This window comes from Rhodococcus sp. IEGM1428 (genome assembly GCF_050321865.1).
Taxonomy (GTDB): Bacteria; Actinomycetota; Actinomycetes; order Mycobacteriales; family Mycobacteriaceae; genus Rhodococcoides.
Genome location: NZ_JBNQFW010000004.1, coordinates 449073 through 469355 on the forward strand (window position 1 = coordinate 449073; position 20283 = coordinate 469355).

The 20283-nt window shown below is 65.7% G+C and carries 17 protein-coding genes; all 17 read left to right on the forward strand.

Going from position 1 to position 20283, the window contains the following annotated elements; translation table 11 throughout:
• Positions 1 to 18 precede the first annotated feature (18 nt).
• The 17 genes from ACQR3T_RS20355 (at position 19) to ACQR3T_RS20435 (ending at position 20244) form a co-directional block, all read left to right on the forward strand.
• Positions 19 to 1620: a UDP-N-acetylmuramoyl-L-alanyl-D-glutamate--2,6-diaminopimelate ligase gene (locus ACQR3T_RS20355; RefSeq protein ID WP_428694642.1), complete on the forward strand. Its 1602-nt coding sequence runs from the start codon at positions 19 to 21 to the stop codon at positions 1618 to 1620.
• A complete protein-coding gene (locus ACQR3T_RS20360; protein ID WP_428694643.1) occupies positions 1617 to 3122 on the forward strand; it encodes a UDP-N-acetylmuramoyl-tripeptide--D-alanyl-D-alanine ligase in 1506 nt (501 codons plus the stop codon). The genes ACQR3T_RS20355 and ACQR3T_RS20360 overlap by 4 nt, the downstream gene beginning before the upstream one ends.
• Positions 3119 to 4204 (forward strand): phospho-N-acetylmuramoyl-pentapeptide-transferase, encoded by a 1086-nt coding sequence (mraY, locus tag ACQR3T_RS20365; RefSeq protein WP_032379042.1) that lies wholly within the window; start codon positions 3119 to 3121, stop codon positions 4202 to 4204. Before ACQR3T_RS20360 ends, mraY begins: the two co-directional genes overlap by 4 nt.
• Positions 4205 to 4207: 3 nt before the next feature.
• Positions 4208 to 5668, forward strand: coding sequence for a UDP-N-acetylmuramoyl-L-alanine--D-glutamate ligase (gene murD / locus ACQR3T_RS20370; protein WP_428694644.1), 1461 nt, complete (start codon positions 4208 to 4210; stop codon positions 5666 to 5668).
• A complete protein-coding gene (gene ftsW / locus ACQR3T_RS20375; RefSeq protein ID WP_428694645.1) occupies positions 5665 to 7281 on the forward strand; it encodes a putative lipid II flippase FtsW in 1617 nt (538 codons plus the stop codon). Before murD ends, ftsW begins: the two co-directional genes overlap by 4 nt.
• A complete protein-coding gene (gene murG, locus ACQR3T_RS20380) occupies positions 7278 to 8420 on the forward strand; it encodes an undecaprenyldiphospho-muramoylpentapeptide beta-N-acetylglucosaminyltransferase (protein WP_428694646.1) in 1143 nt (380 codons plus the stop codon). The genes ftsW and murG overlap by 4 nt, the downstream gene beginning before the upstream one ends.
• A gap of 66 nt (positions 8421 to 8486) precedes the next feature.
• On the forward strand, positions 8487 to 9992 hold the full coding sequence (murC, locus tag ACQR3T_RS20385; RefSeq protein ID WP_428694725.1) for a UDP-N-acetylmuramate--L-alanine ligase: 1506 nt from the start codon (positions 8487 to 8489) through the stop codon (positions 9990 to 9992).
• A complete protein-coding gene (locus ACQR3T_RS20390; protein ID WP_428694647.1) occupies positions 9989 to 10798 on the forward strand; it encodes a cell division protein FtsQ/DivIB in 810 nt (269 codons plus the stop codon). Before murC ends, ACQR3T_RS20390 begins: the two co-directional genes overlap by 4 nt.
• Before the next feature lie 172 nt (positions 10799 to 10970).
• Positions 10971 to 12224: a cell division protein FtsZ gene (gene ftsZ / locus ACQR3T_RS20395; protein WP_428694648.1), complete on the forward strand. Its 1254-nt coding sequence runs from the start codon at positions 10971 to 10973 to the stop codon at positions 12222 to 12224.
• On the forward strand, positions 12221 to 12988 hold the full coding sequence (pgeF, locus tag ACQR3T_RS20400; RefSeq protein ID WP_428694649.1) for a peptidoglycan editing factor PgeF: 768 nt from the start codon (positions 12221 to 12223) through the stop codon (positions 12986 to 12988). The genes ftsZ and pgeF overlap by 4 nt, the downstream gene beginning before the upstream one ends.
• A 19-nt stretch (positions 12989 to 13007) precedes the next feature.
• Entirely contained in the window at positions 13008 to 13766 is a 759-nt protein-coding gene (locus ACQR3T_RS20405) for a YggS family pyridoxal phosphate-dependent enzyme (protein WP_428694650.1), read from the forward strand.
• 82 nt (positions 13767 to 13848) lie between these two features.
• The gene (locus ACQR3T_RS20410) at positions 13849 to 14496 is read left to right on the forward strand and encodes a cell division protein SepF (protein ID WP_037150824.1); all 648 of its coding nucleotides are present in this window, start codon (positions 13849 to 13851) and stop codon (positions 14494 to 14496) included.
• Between the two features lie 82 nt (positions 14497 to 14578).
• Positions 14579 to 14866 (forward strand): YggT family protein, encoded by a 288-nt coding sequence (locus ACQR3T_RS20415; protein ID WP_032379036.1) that lies wholly within the window; start codon positions 14579 to 14581, stop codon positions 14864 to 14866.
• Between the two features lie 159 nt (positions 14867 to 15025).
• Positions 15026 to 15877: a DivIVA-like cell division protein Wag31 gene (gene wag31, locus ACQR3T_RS20420; protein ID WP_032379035.1), complete on the forward strand. Its 852-nt coding sequence runs from the start codon at positions 15026 to 15028 to the stop codon at positions 15875 to 15877.
• An 81-nt stretch (positions 15878 to 15958) separates the two neighbouring features.
• Positions 15959 to 16135, forward strand: a complete 177-nt coding sequence (locus tag ACQR3T_RS20425) for a hypothetical protein (protein ID WP_032379034.1) — start codon at positions 15959 to 15961, stop codon at positions 16133 to 16135.
• 285 nt (positions 16136 to 16420) lie between these two features.
• A complete protein-coding gene (gene ileS / locus ACQR3T_RS20430; protein ID WP_032379537.1) occupies positions 16421 to 19558 on the forward strand; it encodes an isoleucine--tRNA ligase in 3138 nt (1045 codons plus the stop codon).
• 11 nt (positions 19559 to 19569) lie between these two features.
• A complete protein-coding gene (locus tag ACQR3T_RS20435) occupies positions 19570 to 20244 on the forward strand; it encodes a peptide deformylase (protein ID WP_230594651.1) in 675 nt (224 codons plus the stop codon).
• Positions 20245 to 20283: the final 39 nt, after the last annotated feature.

Sequence of the window (20283 nt, forward strand, 5' to 3'; positions counted from 1 at the left end):
GAGAGGAAGGGAGCAGGAGTGACTGTCTCAGCGGATTCACAACCGGCTCCGGGTTCACGTCCGGCGCATCCACCGCACACCGAGGTGTCCGAGGTGGCGTCCGCGGCCGGAGCCACGATCGGTGCCGGGGACCCCGCAGGCGTGCGTGTGACCGGCATCGACCTGCGAGCACAGTCCGTCCTGTCCGGCGATCTCTTCGCCGCGTTGCCCGGTTCGTCTCGCCACGGAGCCGAATTCGCAGCGGACGCGGTCGGTCGCGGTGCCGTGGCGGTTCTCACCGACCCCGCCGGACTAGACATCGTGGTGCGCGCCCTCGCCGGCGTCGACCGACAGGTTCCGGTGCTCGTGCACGACCGCCCGCGTCAGGTGTTGGGTGCGGTGTCCGCGCTGATCTACGGCAATCCCTCTTCGAAGATGACCGTCGTCGGGATCACCGGTACATCGGGAAAGACGACGACGTCGTATCTGGTCGAAGCAGGCCTGACGGCCGCCGGTCGTCGGTGCGGGTTGATCGGCACCATCGAGACACGCGTCGCAGGTCGATATGTACCGAGCGCACTCACCACGCCCGAGGCACCACAGTTGCACGCGCTCTTCGCGGTGATGGTGGAGGAGGGCGTCGACACAGTGGTGATGGAAGTGTCCTCGCACGCGTTGTCTCTGGGCCGAGTCGACGGAACCCGCTTCGCGGTCGGAGCGTTCACCAATCTTTCTCAGGACCATCTCGATTTCCACGACTCGCTCGAGGATTACTTTCTGGCCAAGAGTCGGCTGTTCGCGGCCGACTCTGCTGTCCGCGCCGACACCGCGGTCGTCTGTGTCGACGATGCGTGGGGTGTGCGGATGGCAGATATCGCCCGCGCTGCCGGTTCGACGGTGGTGACCGCATCGACCGGTGACGACTCGCAATGGACGGTGTCGGACTGGGCCAAGCACGACGACGGGACGCAGTCGTTCGTCGTCGCGGATCCGAACGGTCTGTCGGTGCCGGTCTCGGTCCGACTGCCGGGTCGCTACAACGTGGCCAATGCCGTGCTCGCGCTGGCGACCTGCGCGGCGGCCGGTGTGGACGCGCCGACAGCGGCGGCGGGGCTCGCGACGGTCGATGTGCCGGGACGCGTACAGCGCATCGATCGAGGTCAGAACTTCCTGGCCGTGGTGGACTACGCGCACAAGCCCGCGGCCGTCGAGGCCGTGCTGGCGACGTTGCGTGAATCCTCCCGTGGCCGGATCGCGGTGGTGCTCGGGGCGGGCGGAGACCGCGACACTGCCAAGCGCCCGCTGATGGGTGCAGCCGGGGCTCGGGGAGCCGATCTCCTCGTGGTGACCGACGACAACCCGCGCAGCGAGGACCCGGCCGCCATTCGGCGGGCCGTGGAAGACGGAGCGCTGTCGGTGCCGGACGATGTTCGTGGTGAAGTGAGAAATGTGGCAGGCCGCGCGGCGGCGATCGAACAGGCCGTGGTGTGGGCGCGCGAAGGGGACGTTGTGTTGATCGCAGGAAAAGGGCACGAGACAGGCCAGGAGATCGCAGGGGTGAAACACCCGTTCGACGACAGAGTGGTACTCGCCTCGGCTATCGACGCGCGGTTGGTCGGCACGAGCGCGGGCGCACGGTGATTCCGCTGACGATGGGCCGTATTGCCGAGATCGTCGGAGGCACACTGCACGACGTGTCGGATCCGACCGTCGTGGTGCCGGGGCCGGTGGAGTTCGATTCCCGCAAGGTGACCCCCGGCAGTATCTTCCTCGCCCTCCCCGGAGCCAAGGTGGACGGGCACGACCACGCCGCCGACGCGGTCGCCGCAGGTGCGGCGCTGGTGTTGGCCGCGCGTCCGGTGGGCGTACCGGCCGTGGTCGTCAGTCCGGTCCCGCACGACAGTCGTGCGATGGCGCTCGAGAACGACCCGGACGGTTCCGGTTCGGCCGTGTTGACCGCACTCGGAGCTCTGGCCCGGGCCTCGGTGCTCGAGTTGACCGCCGAGCACGGCCTGACCGTCGTCGGCGTGACGGGATCGTCGGGAAAGACCTCCACCAAGGATCTGATCTCCGCGGTACTCGAACCGCTCGGCTCGGTGGTGGCCCCGCCCGGATCGTTCAACAACGAACTCGGCCACCCGTGGACGGCTCTGCGGGCCGACGCCGATACCGACTTCCTGTGTCTCGAATTGTCGGCCAGGGGAATCGGCCACATCGCCGAGCTCGCCGAGCTCGCGCCTCCGCGGATCGGGGTGGTGCTCAATGTGGGCACGGCGCACCTGGGCGAGTTCGGGTCGCGTGCCGCCATCGCGTTGGCAAAGGGTGAACTCGTCGAAGCGCTGCCCGGTGCCGCCGACGGAGGAGTGGCGATTCTCAACATCGACGATCGTCTGGTTGCCGAGATGGCAACGCGCACAACGGCATCCGTCATCACGGTAGGGCGCAGCGCCGATGCGGACGTCAGGGCGGTCGACGTGCAGGTCGATACCGACGCTCGCGCGTCGTTCACGCTCGAATGCGCGTCGGGCACGGTAGCGATCACCCTCGCGGTGCATGGTGAGCATCAGGTCGGCAACGCGCTCGCGGCAGCGGCCGTCGCGCTCGAATGCGGAGCAACGTTGGCGCAGGTGGCCGACGCATTGTCGACCGCTGCTCCGACGTCCATCAGGCGGATGGACGTGCGTACTCGTGCCGACGGGGTCACGGTGGTCAACGATTCCTACAACGCCAATCCCGATTCGATGCGCGCCGCACTCAAGGCCCTGGTGTCGATGTCGCGCCGTGACGACGGGCCCAAGCGTCGCAGCTGGGCGGTTCTCGGAGAGATGGGCGAACTGGGTGCCGACTCGGTGGTCGAGCACGACGCGATCGGCAGGCTGGCCGTACGACTCGATGTCGATCGGTTGATCATCGTCGACTCGGGACGTCCCACTCGAGCACTGCATCAAGGTGCGGTCATGGAAGGTTCGTGGGGCGAGGAGTCGATGCTCGTACCCGACCGCGAGTCGGCGATCGCGGTGCTCCTCGACGAGGTGCGTCCCGGCGACATCGTTCTGGTGAAGGCGTCACAGTCCGGGGCCATGTGGACAGTTGCCGACGCCGTCCTGGCCGAGTCGAACGCCGTCGCGGAGGGCGAGCAGTGAGGCAGATCCTGTTCGCCGGCGGCATCGCGCTCGCCGTCGCAATTCTGCTGACCCCGATACTGATCAAGACCTTCTCGAAACAGGGCTTCGGTCAAGAGATTCGTGTGGAAGGTCCGGCGAGTCACCAGTCCAAACGTGGTACGCCCACGATGGGCGGCGTGGCGATTCTGGTCGGAATCTGGGCCGGTTACTGGGGCTCTCACCTGATCGGGATCGGGTACGACGCCGACGGTCCGTCGGCCTCTGCTCTGCTGGTCCTCGGACTGACGACGGTGCTCGGGCTCGTCGGTTTCCTCGACGACTTCATCAAGATCCGCAAGCAGCGCAACCTGGGCCTGAACGCCACCGGCAAGTACGTCGGTCAGATAACGGCGGCCGTGCTGTTCGCGATTCTGGTACTGCAGTTCCGCAGCGACAGCGGTCTCACTCCCGGCAGTACTCAACTTTCCTACGTCCGAGACATCGCCACCTGGTCGATGTCCGCTGTCGTGTTCGTGTTCTTCGTCTGCCTACTGGTGATCGCGTGGTCCAATTCGGTCAACCTCACCGACGGCCTCGACGGCCTTGCCGCCGGGTCGATGACGTTGGTGCTCGGTGCCTACACCGTCATCACGTTCTGGCAGTATCGCCAAGCCTGTGCAGGCCCTGCCGGGCCTGCCCCCGGATGCTACGACGTACGAGACCCCCTCGACCTGGCTCTGGTCTGCGCCTCCGCTGCGGGCGCATGCATCGGTTTCCTGTGGTGGAACGCGGCGCCGGCCAAGATCTTCATGGGTGACACCGGATCTCTCGCCCTCGGCGGCCTGATCGCAGGTCTGTCGGTGGTCACCAAGACCGAACTGATCATGGTCGTCATCGGGGCGCTGTTCGTCGCCGAGGCTGCATCGGTCGTCATTCAGGTCGCGGTGTTCCGCTCCAGTCGCCGACGGGTGTTCCGCATGGCCCCGTTCCATCATCACTTCGAGTTGGCGGGATGGGCCGAGACGACGGTGATCATCCGGTTCTGGTTGCTGGCCGCCATCGCGTCGGCCGTCGGACTCGCCCTGTTCTACAGCGAATACCTCGCTGCCGTCGGCGGATAGGGCATGAACGAATCTTCGCATGACCTGACGTGGTTGCGCGGTAAGTCGGTGCTGGTGACCGGTGCCCGCGTGTCCGGCCTCGCCGTGGTGCGCCCATTGCTGGATCTCGGGGCCGTCGTCACCGTCACCGACTCCGATCGCGGTGCGCTCGACGGGGCACCGAGCATCGGTGTCGCGGTGGTGCTGCAGGACGACCTGCTCGGCAATCCCGCGGCGCTGGCAGCGTTTTCGCTCGTCGTCACCAGTCCCGGCTTCCGTCCCGATTCTCCGGTGTTGGCCGCTGCCGCAGAACAGAGCATTCCGGTGTGGGGCGATGTCGAATTGTCCTGGCACGTGGACCGGGCCGAGCTGTACGGCCCCAGAACTCGCTGGCTGGTGGTGACCGGAACCAACGGGAAGACGACCACCACCTCGATGCTGGCGTCGATTCTGGAGGCGGCCGCGATCGAGTCGGTGGCCTGCGGAAACATCGGACTCCCCATCGCCGACGCGTTGCGTCGCACCCCACATCCGAGTGTTCTCGCCGTGGAACTGTCGTCGTTCCAGTTGTTCTGGGCTCCGTCGGTGCATCCGGCGGGCGGGGTGGTGCTCAACATCGCCGAGGATCACCTCGATTGGCACGGCGGCATGGACGGGTATGTCCACGCCAAGGCTCGAGCGCTGTCCGGTGATGTCGCTGTCGTCGGGCTCGACGATGAGCGAGCGGCGAGTCTGGCCGCGGGCTCGCCTGCGGTCGACGTCGTCGGTTTCCGGTTGGGTGAACCCGCCTCGGGCGAGCTGGGAGTGCGGTCGGGCGTACTCGTGGACAACGCCTTCGGTGAGAACGTCGAACTTCTCGCAGCCGAGGACGTCGAGCCGAGTGGACCCTCCGGCATTCTCGATGCGCTGGCGGCCGCCGCGCTGGCTCGCTCGATAGGGGTGCAGGCAGATGCGGTTCGTACCGGTCTGCAGAGCTATCGGGTGGGACCGCATCGCGCGGCGGTGGTGCGCGAGCTCGGCGGAGTGACGTTCATCGACGATTCGAAGGCGACGAATCCGCATGCCGCTCGTTCGTCGATCCTGGCCCACGAGAGCGTCGTATGGATCGCGGGAGGGTTGCTCAAGGGTGCCGTGATCGACGATCTGGTCGTGGAGATCGCCGATCGACTCGTTGCTGCGGTGGTGCTCGGCCGCGATGGGATGCAGATCGCACAGGCTTTGGCGCGACACGCGCCCGATGTTCCGGTCGTCAGGCTCCCTTCGGGAGACGATGCTGGTGTGACTCATGGTGCTGAAGATGCTGATGCGGTGATGCGGGCGGTGGTTGCCCATGCGGCCGGACGCGCTGCGCCGGGGGATACCGTCCTGTTGGCTCCCGCGGCTGCATCGCTGGACATGTTCGCCGACTACGGCCATCGCGGCCGCAGCTTCGCCGAGTCGGTCCAGCGCCTCGATGCGACCGACATCGGATCGCTGTGCTCGTGACCACCGCTGCTCGGCCGCCGCGCTCTTCTCGTCGCACCTCGCCGCCCCGCACTCGAATCGGCCTGTGGTTCGGCCGTCCGTTGGCGTCGTTCCACCTCATCGTCACGATCGCCGTACTGCTGACGGTGCTGGGCCTGGTGATGGTTCTGTCGGCGTCGTCCGCCGAGTCCTTCGCGGCCGACGAGTCCGGATACGCGCTGTTCACTCAGCAGTTGATCGGCGTGGCACTGGGAGTCGTCGCGTTCTACGTCGCTCTGCGACTCCCGGTTCGGTACCTCAGGAAGCTGTCTTTTCCTCTGTTCCTGGTCTCGATCACGATGTTGATGCTCGTGCTGATTCCCGGAATCGGTGCCGAGCGTCAGGGTGCGCGGCGTTGGTTCGACTTCGGCGTCGTCTCGTTTCAGCCGTCCGAGCTGGCCAAGGTGGCGCTGGTGCTGTGGGGTGCGCACCTGCTGGCCTCGCGTCGCAGCGAACACGGCAACATCAAGTCCTTGCTGGTGCCGCTGCTGCCTGCTGGTCTGCTGATGTGTCTGCTGGTGGTGTTGCAGCCGAACCTGAGTACGGCCATCGCCCTCGGCATCATCCTGGTGGCGCTGCTGTGGTTCGCCGGCCTCAACGCCCGGTTGTTCGGTGCGGTGCTGATGACGGGTCTGGCGCTGGCGACTGTGCTCGCGTTCACCGCCGGCTACCGCTCCAACCGCGTGAAGGCCTGGCTCAACCCGGGAGAAGACACCTCGGGACTGTCCTATCAGTCGACCCAGGCAAAATACTCGCTGGCCGACGGCGGTTTGTTCGGCCGCGGGTTGGGGCAGAGCCGTGCGAAGTGGAGCTATCTTCCCAACGCGCACAACGACTTCATCTTCGCCATCATCGGAGAAGAACTCGGCACGATCGGCTGCCTTGCGGTCATCGGGCTGTTCGGCCTGTTCGTCTACACGGGCCTGCGCATCGCCATGCGCTCGGTCGATCCCTTTCTGCGCCTGCTGACGGCCGGTGCCACCTGCTGGGTGTTCGGGCAGGCCATGATCAACATCAGCTATGTCATCGGCCTGCTGCCGGTGACCGGTCTGCAGCTGCCACTCGTGTCCTACGGCGGCACGTCGACAGCTATCACGCTGTTGATGTTCGGCATCATCGCCAGCGCTGCCCGCCACGAGCCGGAAGCGATCGCAGCCCTGCACGCCGGCCAGGAGGGCCGGATCGCGCGTGCCCTCAAGCTTCCGCTGCCCGCGGTGTTCTCGCCCCAACGCGCCGCGATGGCTCGCTCGAAGTCCACTCGGCCCACGTTGGCCGCTCAGGACCGCAAGCGTCTCGAGGCCCGCAGGGGTAAGGATGGACGAGGAGCGCGGGCACCCGAGCCAGGTCGTACCCGAGTATCGAGTTCTCGGGCCGACACGATGTCGCCCGCATCGACCGACCGACGTGGCGATTCGCTCCGTGGCCGGGCTCGCCGCGCCGAACCGCAGCGTCGTGAGCCGTCCACCGGGTACCCCGCAGGATCCCGGACGTCCCCCCGGCCCCGTCCCGAAGCTCAGACTTCGTACCGTCCGCGTCCGGAACCACAACCCGGTCGCCCACCCGTTCGCTCGGGTGAGCGAGGATATCGACGGTGAAGCAGACCTCTCGACCGATCTCAGTCGTGGTCGCCGGAGGCGGAACCGCCGGGCACATCGAGCCGGCGCTCGCCGTGGCCGACGCCCTCCGCGTCCTCGACCCCACCGTCACCGTCACCGCTCTCGGCAGCAGCCGCGGCCTGGAGACGACGCTCGTTCCTGCCCGTGGGTACGCCCTCGAACTGATCCCGCCGGTGCCGCTGCCGCGTAAGCCCACCATCGACCTGTTGAAGCTGCCGGTCCGCGTCGTGCGATCGGTACGTCGAACCAGGGAGATATTCGCGGCCGTCGAGGCCGACGTGCTCGTCGGATTCGGTGGTTACGTCGCATTGCCCGCCTATCTGGCCGCGCGTGGACGGCTGCTCGGTCGTGGTGGACGACTTCCCGTGGTCATTCACGAAGCCAATGCCAGGGCAGGCATCGCCAACAAGGTCGGGGCTCGGTCCGCTCGACGGGTGCTCGCGGCCGTCGCCGGATCGGGTATCGCAGCGCGCGGTGCAGCCGACGCTGAAGTGATCGGAATTCCGGTGCGCCCCACCATCACCGAACTCGACCGCGCGGCGGTGCGCGCACAGGCCAGGGAACACTTCGGTCTGCCGGAGAACGGCCCGGTACTGCTGGTGTTCGGTGGTTCGCAGGGAGCCCGATCACTCAACGACGCAGTCTCCGGTGCCTCGTCTGCGCTCGCCGAGGCGGGCATTTCGGTTCTGCACGCGCACGGACCGAAGAACTCGCTGGACGTCGAGCAGCGCAACCCGAACGCTCCGTACGTCGCGTTGCCGTACATCGACCGGATGGATCTGGCGTACGCGGCCGCGGACCTGGCCATCTGTCGTTCCGGTGCCATGACGGTCGCCGAGGTGTCCGCGACCGGTCTGCCCGCGGTGTACGTACCCCTGCCACACGGAAACGGCGAGCAGGAGCTCAACGCCCGTCCGGTCGTCGACGCCGGAGGTGGCATCCTGGTGTCCGATGCGACACTGACCGAGCAGTACGTGACCGACACGGTGATCGCGCTGCTGAACGACACGGAAAAGATTGCTGCTATGTCTCGGGCCGCGGCCGGTGCCGGGCACAAAGGAGCAGCAGCGGCCGTAGCGCAGATCGTGCTCGATACTGCGCACGCGGCGAGACGCTGATCCGGGCGGTGTCGCGCATGCGAAGAGAACGAGGGAGACGTCCGCGTGACAATTGACGGTGCGGCGATGTCGGAATTGCCGGCAGAGCTCGAACGAGTGCACATGGTGGGTATCGGTGGTGCCGGAATGTCCGGTATCGCGCGCATCCTGCTGGCGCGCGGCGGGCAGGTATCGGGATCGGACGCCAAGGAATCACGTGGTGTGCTCTCGCTCCGTGCACGTGGTGCGCAGGTTCGTATCGGTCACGACGCCAGTGCGCTCGACATGATCGACGGCGGCCCCACCGTCGTGGTGACCACCCATGCCGCGATTCCCAAGACCAATCCGGAGCTGGTCGAGGCCCGGATGCGCGGAATTCCGGTGGTGCTGCGGCCGGCCGTGCTGTCCTCTCTCATGCAGGGCTACCGCACATTGCTGGTCTCGGGCACCCACGGGAAGACGTCGACCACCTCCATGCTGGTGGTCGCGCTCCAGCATTGCGGGTTCGATCCGTCGTTCGCCGTCGGGGGAGAGCTGAACGAGGCCGGGACCAATGCGCACCACGGAAGCGGCGACGTGTTCGTGGCCGAGGCGGACGAGAGCGACGGTTCGCTGCTGCAGTACACGGCCGACGTGATCATCGTGACCAACATCGAGGCCGATCACCTGGACCACTTCGGCACCACCGAGGCCTACGTGCAGGTGTTCGACGACTTCGCCGCCGTGCTGCGCCCCGGCGGCGTGCTCGTGGCATGCATGGACGATCCGGGTTCGGCAGCACTGGCTCGCCGGGTGGTCGAGAAGAACCTGCCCGGCGTGACCGTGCTCGGCTACGGTTCGTCCGACGTCGACGCCGGACCGGTCGAGATGGCCGTTCGTCTGTTGGCGTGGGAGCCCGAGGACATTGGCGGCGTCGCGCAGCTGCAGATCGCCGGTGAGGATGCGGCGCGCACGGTTCGGCTCGGTGTTCCTGGACGGCACACTGCGCTCAATGCGCTTGCGGCGTTCGTCGCGGCGCGTCAGGTGGGTGCCGGTACCGAGGAACTGCTGGCGGGGCTCACCGGCTTCGGCGGGGTTCACCGACGTTTCCAGTTCACCGGTCGAGAGCACGGCGTCCGAGTGTTCGACGATTACGCACACCACCCCACCGAGGTGCGTGCGGTGTTGACGGCAGCGCAGGCTCTCGTCGCCGGCCAGGACCGCGCCGGTCTCGAGCGGGGGCGGGTCGTGGTGCTGTTCCAACCGCACCTGTATTCACGGACCGCCACGTTCGCCGAGGAGTTCGGTGCTGCGTTGTCGTTGGCGGACGAGATCGTGGTGCTCGATGTCTACGGTGCGCGCGAGGAGCCGTTGCCCGGTGTGACGGGAGCACTGGTTGCCGCCTCGGTGACCAAACCGGTGAACTATCAACCGGATCTGTCGTCGGTGGCCAAGCAGGTCGCTCATCTGAGCAGGCCGGGCGACGTGGTCATCACCATGGGTGCCGGTGACGTGACGATGCTCGGTGGTCCGATTCTGGACGCACTTCGCTCGAAAACCGATTTCGGTGCTGCGACCGGCCGCGGCATACCGAAGGATCGGCCGGCGCAGTGAACCGCCGCTCCGATCGAGTTCGTTCTTCGAGGTCGGGAACAGCTGCAGCAGAGGATGATTCGCCATCCCAGGTCGGTGACAAGCATCTGAGTGACAAGCAGGCGCGCGCCCTGGCCAGGGAACACGAGCGCGCTCGGGTGAAGCGGTCGCGTCGCAAGGCCGTGCTGATTGCGCTTGCCGTCGTCGTCGTGGTGGTGGGATCGGCTGCGCTGGTGTACTTCACGCCGCTGCTCTCGGTTCGGAGCGTCACGGTCGCGGGGGAGTCCTCGGTGTCCGAGCAGGAGATTCTCGATCTGCTCGACGTTCCCGCCGGTCTTCCGCTGATTCGGGTGGACACGGCTGCGGCGGCGCAGCGGGTGGCGACGATTCCGGCGTTGGCGACGGTGCGCGTGCAGCGCAAGTATCCGTCGACCGTGCAGGTGGCTGTCGAGGAGCGAACGCCGGTGGCGTTCTTCGATTCTCCGGACGGAACTCATCTGCTCGATTCCACCGGGGTGGATTTTGCGATCGCGCCTCCACCGCCCGGGGTTGTGCGGCTGGTGACCGAGAATCCGGTGTTCGGTGATGCGGTGACGAAAGATGCTCTGGCGGTGCTCGATACGCTGCCGCCAATGTTGCGAGATCAGGTGGGAGAGTTGCGAGCGAGCACCTTGTCCGACATCTCGATTCTGTTGCTCGACGGACGAACCGTGGTGTGGGGTAGCAAGGACAACTCCGAACGCAAGGCCGCGGTGGCGATCGCGTTGCTGTCGCAGCCCGGTCAGATTTTCGACGTGTCGAGTCCGGATCTACCCACCACGAAGTAGTTTCGGCGCGAGTGACGCATATTTCCGGCGCGGCGTCGGCGCGCCTAATGGCGATAGCCGTCGGGGATGAATAGCGTTCCGAGCAGTTCAGTACTTGACATAACTCTAAGCCTGTGGTTTAGGTTGAGGGTTTTCCACATTTCACGCAACAACCCACGGAAGGCGAGAGCCCATGACGCCCCCGCACAACTACCTCGCCGTAATCAAGGTCGTCGGCATCGGCGGCGGCGGCGTGAACGCGGTCAACCGCATGATCGAACAGGGACTCAAGGGAGTCGAGTTCATCGCGGTCAACACCGACGCTCAGGCCTTGCTGATGAGTGACGCAGACGTCAAGCTCGACGTGGGCCGCGAGCTGACCCGCGGACTCGGCGCAGGTGCCGATCCCGAGGTGGGTCGCCGCGCAGCAGACGATCACAAGGACGAGATCGAAGAGGTGCTCAAGGGTGCCGACATGGTCTTCGTCACCGCAGGAGAGGGCGGCGGCACCGGTACCGGCGGCGCTCCCGTCGTAGCCAACATCGCTCGCAAGCTCGGCGCACTGACCGTCGGCGTCGTCACTCGGCCGTTCTCTTTCGAGGGCAAGCGTCGCGGCGGACAGGCCGATACCGGCATCCAGCAGCTTCGAGAGTCCTGCGACACGCTCATCGTCATCCCCAACGACCGCTTGCTCCAGCTCGGCGATGCAGCGGTGAGCCTCATGGATGCATTCCGCAGCGCCGACGAGGTTCTGCTCAACGGTGTCCAGGGCATCACCGACCTCATCACCACCCCGGGCCTGATCAACGTCGACTTCGCCGACGTCAAGGGCGTCATGTCCGGCGCAGGCAGTGCACTGATGGGCATCGGTTCCTCCCGCGGCGAAGGTCGCGCGATCAAGGCCGCCGAATCGGCGATCAACTCGCCGTTGCTCGAAGCGTCGATGGAAGGCGCACGCGGAGTGCTCCTGTCCATCGCCGGCGGCTCGGACCTCGGTCTGTTCGAGATCAACGAGGCTGCGTCTTTGGTGCAGGAAGCAGCCCACATCGACGCCAACATCATCTTCGGAACGGTCATCGACGATTCGCTCGGCGACGAGGTTCGGGTGACCGTCATCGCCGCCGGCTTCGACGGTGGCACCCCGACGCGCCGCCCGGTCGAAGCGGCCACGTCCACGCGCGGTCCGATCGGATCGGCCCGCTCCGGTGAGGTGTCCTCGCGCACGAACGACAGCTCCGAAGGTGCTGTGTTCCGTGACCCGGTCGGTGCACCGAGTGGCAGCAGCCTGCCGCCGCTGAACTCGTCGAGCTCGTCCAACCGTGAGTCGTCCAGCCGGGAATCCGGCGGCGGGCAGGGCCGCGAGGGTGTCGGCTCCGGCCGTCGAGTGCCGATCGCCGAGGACGAGGGCGAAGACGAAGTCGACGTGCCGTCCTTCATGCGGCGGTGAGCGGTACCGCATCCGCTGGTCCGTTCCGCGTTCGACGCGTCTCGACCACGAGAGCGGGCGGTGTCTCGGCACCCCCGTTCGACACTTTCAATCTCGGCGATCACGTCGGCGACGATCCGTCGGCCGTCGAGGCCAACCGCCGTCGTCTCGGCGAGAGATTGGGAATGGGAGTCGAGCGGCTCGTCTTCATGGAACAGGTTCACGGACGCACCGTCACGGTGGTCGACGGTCCCGTAGCCGAGCCGGTGGCGATGACCGATGCATTGGTGACGACGCAGCGTGACCTCGGGCTGGTGGTGTTGACCGCCGATTGTGTACCGATCCTGCTCTCCGACGAGGAAGCCGGAGTGATCGCCGCTGTGCACGCAGGCCGGGTCGGTGCCCGTATCGGCATCGTTCCTCGGGTCGTGGAGGCCATGGTCGAGCTCGGTGCAGTGCCCGCAAGGATCGGTGCATTTCTCGGCCCGGCTGCGAGTGGACGCCAGTACGAGGTGCCCGCAGCGATGCGCGCGGACGTCGACAAGCATCTCCCCGGCAGCGCGACAACGACGGTTCGCAACACGCCGGGACTCGACATCCCCGCCGGTGTCCGGGCCCAACTGCTCGCGGCGGGAGTGTCCGCAGTGGCGCAGGATCCGCGCTGCACCATCGAGGACAGAACTTTGTTCAGCCACCGCCGGGAAGGTTCGACCGGCCGGATCGCCAGTGTCGTGTGGATGGACAGTGCATCGACGGACGATCGGCCTGCAGCGGTCGATCGCTGAGTCGGCAGAAGGGGATGTCATGAGCGAACCCATCGATGATGGCGGGCCGGTCGCGGACCGTGCGGTCGAGATCGAGACAGCGTTGACGTCGGTGCGCGAGCGGTTGCGCCGCGCCTGTGTCGATGCAGGCCGGACGCCCGCTGACGTGGCTCTGCTGCCGGTGACCAAGTTCTTTCCGGCGTCGGACGTGCGCACCCTGTACCGGCTCGGTTGCCGCGACTTCGGCGAATCCCGAGAGCAGGACGCATCGCCGAAGGTTGCCGAGACGGCCGAGGATTTTCTCCCCGATCCGCCGCGTTGGCACATGATCGGGCACCTGCAGCGAAACAAGGCGAAGTCCGTCGCGGCCTGGGCCCATTCCATCCATTCGGTGGACAGTGCGAGGCTCGTGGCGGCGCTGTCGAAAGCGACCGTATCCGCGCTCGACGAGGGTGTGCGTCGGTCGGAACTCGACGTGCTTCTTCAGGTCAGTCTCGACGGCGATGTGCACCGCGGAGGCGTCGAACATGACGAACTCCACGAGCTGGCCGAGGCTGTGTCGAACGCAGCAGGGTTGCGTCTGGCGGGGTTGATGGCGGTGCCGCCTCTCGACGCCGAACCGGAGGCCGCGTTCGCCGACCTCGAGAATCTCCACCATCGTCTGTTGCTCGATCACCCCGAGGCACTCGAGCTGTCTGCCGGTATGACCGGAGACCTGGAAGCTGCTGTGCGCCACGGATCGACGTGCGTGCGTGTCGGTACCGCAATACTCGGGGCCCGGCCGATAACCTCGCAATAACAGTCCACGGATCACATCAGTCACAACAGACACTTGCGAACCTGGGGATCGACGGTAGACACACTCCACGGAAGGCAGAACGATGAGCACCCTGCACAAGTTCAAGGCGTACTTCGGCATGGTTCCGCTCGCCGACTACGAGGACGACTACCTCGACGATCCGGACGCGCGGCGCAGCTCCCGTGGTGGGCGTGACAGCTACGACGACATCGACGAGCGTGAGTTCGTGAAGCCGTCGTTCGGTGGATCTCGGCACGCTCAACTCGACGACGACTACGACGATTACGAGGCTCCCCGGCCGGCGGCCACCCTGGCCCCGATCGGTGGCCGAGGACGTACATCGGCACCGTCGACCCGAGGTACGGCCACTCGCGGAGCACTTGCCATGGACACCCGTATGGATGTGCGGGCGGAAACTCGGCGCAGCCCGATCGTCGACGACGGTGGTCCGCTGTCGAAGATCACCACGCTGCGTCCGCGCGACTACAGCGAGGCCCGCACCATCGGCGAGCGCTTCCGCGACGGCACTCCGGTGATCATGGACCTGGTAGAGATGAGCAACGCGGACGCCAAGCGACTGGTCGATTTTGCGGCCGGTCTGGCCTTTGCACTCCGTGGTTCCTTCGACAAGGTGGCGACGAAGGTCTTTCTGCTCTCGCCCGCCGACGTCGATGTATCGCCGCAGGAGCGCAGGCGCATCGCTGAGACCGGTTTCTACAGTCAGCAGTGAGAGTTTCTCTGTTCGGAGCGGTAGTTCGAGGCTGTGACCAGCGCACTTTGCTCAGCCTGGCGAAGTCAGGCAGAGTATAGCCGTGATCGTGTTCACGGTGATCAACATCGTATTGTTTCTTTTCTGGCTCCTTCTCATCGGTCGAATCATCGTCGAGTTCATCAGGACTTTTGCGAGAGATTGGCAACCGACGGGAGTGGTCGTCATCTTGCTCGAGGCGATCTTCACGGTTACCGACCCGCCGGTGAAGTTTCTCCGCAGGATCATTCCGCCGCTCAACCTCGGTGGAGTTCGGCTGGATCTGTCCATCATGGTCCTGCTGTTCGTCGTCTTCATCGCGTGGAATGTGACCAGCGGTCTCGCGGCCTGAGGCCGAAGATGGAATGTTAGAACGTAGGACGCGCGCAAGCTGCGTGTCCTGTGTGACAGAATGGACGCCAGTTACAGTTTGATTGTTCTGCACTCGCGCGGAATGGCATATAACTGAATGCTTGCTCTACCGCCCCAAGACGCGTGAAGGGATCCTTCCATGCCGCTGACTCCAGCTGATGTGCACAACGTAGCGTTCAGCAAGCCGCCTATCGGTAAGCGTGGTTACAACGAAGACGAGGTCGACGCTTTCCTCGACCTCGTCGAGCAAGAGCTGTCGCGACTGATCGAAGAGAACGCCGACCTCCGCCAGCGAGTCGGTGAGCTCGATCAGGAGCTCGCGGATGCCAAGAGCTCGGTTCGGCAGAACCCGCAGCCCGCTCAGGTCGCGGCACCGAAGGTCGAGCCGCCGCGCCCGGTGGATCCCCCCAAGCCCGCGCCTGTGGTCCAGCAGCCTGCACCGGTCGCACCCGTTGCCGCAGCCCCGCAGCAGAGCGGCGACTCCAACATGCAGGCCGCCAAGATCCTCGGCCTCGCTCAGGAGATGGCCGATCGTCTCACCGGTGATGCCAAGTCGGAGTCCGAGCAGCTGCTCGGCAATGCTCGCACCAACGCCGAGCGTCTGGTGTCCGATGCCCGCACGCGCTCCGAGTCGATGATGTCCGAGGCTCGGCAGAAGTCCGAGTCGCTGCTCTCCGACGCACAGACTCGCTCCGAGACCCAGCTTCGTCAGGCCAAGGAGAAGGCCGACGCACTGCAGGCCGACGCCGAGCGCAAGCACACCGAGATCATGGCGACGATCAACCAGCAGCGCTCCGTTCTGGAAGGCCGAATCGAGCAGCTCAAGACGTTCGAGCGCGAATACCGGGTGCGCCTCAAGTCGTACCTCGAATCTCAGCTCGAAGAGCTCGAGAATCGTTCGTCGGCTCTGCCCGTCGACAACGGCCAGGACAACTTCAATCAGGACAACCAGTCGTCCGGGTACAGCCAGTCGTACGCCAAGGGCAACTGACGCTCGACTGCGTCCGCCGACGCTGCCGATGACGGCAGCGTCGGACCCGGTTGTCATGGCGAATGGTGAGCGAGGAATCCCGTGTTGGTCCTGACTCTCGGCGCAGCGGCGATCGGTTTCGGATTCTTGGTTCTCGCCCTGATGACGGGTTCCGTCGTGTGGGCCTGGGCGTGCATAGTGGTGTGCATCCTCGGAGCGATTCTGCTCCTGGTCGGCGCGCTCACCGGCCGTCGACCACCGCCAGAACTCGACAGGTAGCATCACCTTCAGGACAGGTAGGTTCAGGCGTCGATCCGGCCATCACCGGGGAGCCTTCGGAAGAACGACGTCGATGCGAAGCGCCGAGGTGTTTCGGATGGACGTTCAGTAGAACCGAACGGGTGAGCCCGTCACAGCTCACGTGGAGTGGCTCGCTCCGACGGCAGGAACGTCGAGTGTGAGCAAGCGGGGTGGTACCGCGGTATCGGCGTCCAGATCGTCGAATGTCGTCCCCGTGCCAACAGATGTCGCGTCTCGTACGCGTCCGGCACGGAGGAGACAGACATGACAGATTCGAGCTCACGTCCCACGAGCGCGTCGTACCCCCTGGTGGATCTGGCCGAGGGTCGATCGGGAAGTGTTCCGTTCCCCGATCTCGAGCGCATGGTGCTGCACGAGTGGGCCGAGGACGGTACGTTCCGGGCCAGCATCGACAACCGCGCAGATGCCGAGGAATTCGTCTTCTACGACGGTCCTCCGTTCGCGAACGGCCTGCCGCACTACGGACATCTGCTCACCGGGTACGTCAAGGATCTCGTTCCGCGTTTCCAGACCATGCGCGGCAAGAAGGTCGAGCGTCGCTTCGGTTGGGACTGCCACGGTCTGCCCGCAGAGCTGGAAGCGGAGAAGCAGCTCGGCATCAAGGACAAGTCCGAGATCGACGAGATGGGCCTGGCGAAGTTCAACGCCTACTGCAAGCAGTCGGTACTGCAGTACACCGACGAGTGGCGCGACTACGTCACCCGGCAGGCGCGGTGGGTCGATTTCGACAACGACTACAAGACCCTCGACGTCGACTTCATGGAGTCGGTCATGTGGGCGTTCAAGACGCTGCACGACAAAGGCTTGATCTACCAGGGCTACCGAGTTCTGCCGTACAGCTGGTACGAGCAGACGCCCTTGTCCAATCAGGAGACCCGCCTGGACGACGCATACAAGATGCGTCAGGATCCCGCGGTCACCGTCACGATGCCGTTGACTGCTCCCGGCTCACCGCTGGACGGCGCGAACGCACTGATCTGGACCACCACTCCGTGGACCCTTCCGTCCAACTTGGCGATCGCGGTGCACCCCGATGTGCATTACGTGCAGGTGCGAGGCACGGACGGCGAGCGTTACGTGCTTGCCGCTGCGCGTCTTCCGCACTACGCGAAGGAACTGGGGGAGGAGCCGGAGGTGCTCTCGGAGCACACCGGCACCGAGTTGGTCGGACTCGCCTACGCACCGCCGTACGACTTCTTCCTCGGCCACGAGAACGCACACCGCGTGCTGCAGGCCGACTACGTCACCACCGATTCGGGCACCGGAATCGTGCACCTCGCGCCCGCTTTCGGTGAAGAGGACATGGACGTCGCCACCGCGAACGGTATCGAGGTGGTGCAACCGCTCGACGCGGGCGGAAAGTTCACCTCGCTGGTACCGCCGTACGAGGGTCTGATGGTGTTCGATGCCAACCCGGTGATCATCAAAGACCTCAAGGCCTCGGGCCGCCTGCTGCGGCACGAGACCATCGAGCACTCGTACCCGCACAGCTGGCGCAGCGGTCAGCCGCTGATCTACATGGCGGTGCCGTCGTGGTTCGTCGCGGTCACCAAGTTCCGTGATCGGATGGTCGAGCTCAACCAGGAGATCACCTGGGTGCCCGAGCACATCAAGGACGGCCAGTTCGGCAAGTGGCTAGAAGGCGCACGAGACTGGAACATCAGCCGAAACCGTTACTGGGGCAGCCCCATTCCGGCCTGGACGTCCGACGACCCCGCCTACCCTCGTCTCGACGTGTACGGCAGCCTGGACGAGCTCGAGCGTGACTTCGGTGTGCGTCCGACGGATCTGCATCGTCCTTACATCGACGACCTGACGCGACCCAACCCGGACGACCCGACCGGCAAGTCCACGATGCGTCGCGTTCCCGAGGTGCTGGACTGCTGGTTCGAGTCGGGCTCGATGCCGTATGCGCAGGTGCACTTCCCGTTCGAGAACGAGGAATGGTTCTCCACGCACAACCCGGGCGATTTCATCGTCGAGTACAACGGGCAGACCCGTGGCTGGTTCTACACGCTGCACGTGCTGGCGACCGCGCTCTTCGATCGGCCTGCGTTCAAAACTGTTGCCGCACACGGCATCGTGCTCGGCGACGACGGTCTGAAGATGAGCAAGTCCAAGGGTAACTACCCGGACGTCAAGGAGGTCTTCGACCGCGACGGCTCCGACGCCATGCGGTGGTTCCTGATGTCGTCGCCCATCCTGCGCGGCGGCAACCTGATCGTCACCGAGCAGGGCATCCGCGAGGGTGTGCGGCAGGCACTGCTGCCGATCTGGAATGCGTGGAGCTTCCTTCAGCTCTACGCCTCGACGCCCGGCCAGTGGCGTACCGATTCGCCGCACGTGCTCGATCGCTACGTTCTCGCCAAGCTGTCGGCCACCCGCGACGCGATCACCGATGCGCTCGAGGGCAACGACATCGCCGGTGCCTGCGACGAGCTGCGCACGTTCTGCGATGCACTGACCAATTGGTATGTGCGACGGTCTCGTTCGCGGTTCTGGAGCGAGGACGCCGACGCGATCGACACCCTGCACACCGTGCTCGAGGTACTCACGCGCATCGCAGCTCCGTTGCTTCCGCTGATCAGCGAAGTGGTGTGGCGGGGCTTGACCGGTGGCCGCTCGGTGCACCTGACGGATTGGCCCGAGGCCGACGAACTGCCGTCGGATCCGGAACTCGTCGAGAGCATGGACGAGGTTCGTACGGTGTGCTCCACCGTGCTGGGTCTGCGTAAGGCGCAGAACCTGCGAGTGCGGTTGCCGCTGCCCGAGGTGACGGTTGCCGCCGCCGATGCGGAGCGCCTGCGTCCGTTCGTCGACATCATCGCCGACGAGGTCAACGTCAAGAAGGTCGACCTCACCGAAGATGTTGCCGTACACGGAAAGTTCGAGCTCGTCGTCAACGCGCGTGCTGCGGGCCCGCGTATCGGCAAGGACGTCCAGAAGGTGATCAAGGCTGTCAAGGCAGGCGATTGGGAAGAGGATGCCGACGGTGTCGTGAGCGCAGCAGGAACAGTGCTGCTGCCCGAGGAGTACACCCGCAAACTCGTTGCGGCCGAGCCGGAATCGACGGCACCACTGCCCGGTAACGCCGGTCTGGTGGTGCTCGATTCCGCCGTCACCGAGGAGCTGGAGGCGGAGGGCTGGGCCAAGGATCGCATCCGAGAACTGCAGGACGCGCGTCGTAATCACGGACTCGACGTCTCGGACCGCATCGACATCGTCATCGAGGTGCCCGAGCACCGACAGGCATGGCTGGACACTCACCGGGATCTGATCGCGCGCGAGGTGCTCGCACTCTCCCTCGTCGACGGACGCGTCGGAGACGACGGCAGCGATCTCGGTGAAGGAGTTCGGGCAGCGGTCACGAAGTCGTCGTGAATGAAGGGCAAGTGAGTGAAGGGCATGTGAGCGAAGGGCATGTGACCGATGAGGCGGTGGTCGGTGCCGTTCACGAGCTCCTCGCCGAAGCTCGCGGTGGCGTCGTGCCGATCGTCGCGGCCGGCGACCCGGTTCTACGGTCGCGGGCAACGGCGTACGACGGGCAACTCGACGCCGACACGTTCGCGGGGTTGGTCGAGGTGATGCGGGCGACGATGCACGCCGCACCGGGCGTCGGTCTCGCTGCGCCGCAGATCGGCATTCCGCTGCAGATTGCGGTGATCGAGGATCTGTTCGATGTCGGCGAGGCGGTCGCTCGTACGCGAGAGCGCACGCCGCTGCCGTTCCGAGTGTTGGTCAATCCCCGGTACGCGCCGGTGGGGTCGAGGACGGCAGGTTTCTACGAGGGCTGTCTCAGCGTTCCCGGATACCAGGCCGTCGTGACCCGGGCAGCCGAGGTACGGCTCGAGTGCACCGACGAATTCGGTCACGAGATCGACGAGGTGGTCCGCGGCTGGCCGGCCCGAATCGTGGCTCACGAGACCGACCACCTCGGCGGAACGCTGTACATCGACACCGCGCACACCCGATCGTTGACCACGACCGAGAACTACGGTGAACTGTGGTCGGATCCGACACCCGAACGCGCTGGTCAGGCGCTCGGCTTCACCGTCGATCCTCGCTGACCGTGCCGAACATCGCCGACGAGACCCTGCGGAGTCGCC

Bases quoted from the DNA above. Each gene is read 5' to 3' on its own strand.
- murD (WP_428694644.1), top strand. From the start codon at position 4,208: ATGAACGAATCTTCGCATGACCTGACGTGGTTGCGCGGTAAGTCGGTG.
- murC (WP_428694725.1), top strand. From the start codon at position 8,487: ATGTCGGAATTGCCGGCAGAGCTCGAACGAGTGCACATGGTGGGTATC.
- ftsZ (WP_428694648.1), top strand. From the start codon at position 10,971: ATGACGCCCCCGCACAACTACCTCGCCGTAATCAAGGTCGTCGGCATC.
- ACQR3T_RS20405 (WP_428694650.1), top strand. From the start codon at position 13,008: ATGAGCGAACCCATCGATGATGGCGGGCCGGTCGCGGACCGTGCGGTC.
- ACQR3T_RS20410 (WP_037150824.1), top strand. From the start codon at position 13,849: ATGAGCACCCTGCACAAGTTCAAGGCGTACTTCGGCATGGTTCCGCTC.
- wag31 (WP_032379035.1), top strand. From the start codon at position 15,026: ATGCCGCTGACTCCAGCTGATGTGCACAACGTAGCGTTCAGCAAGCCG.
- ileS (WP_032379537.1), top strand. From the start codon at position 16,421: ATGACAGATTCGAGCTCACGTCCCACGAGCGCGTCGTACCCCCTGGTG.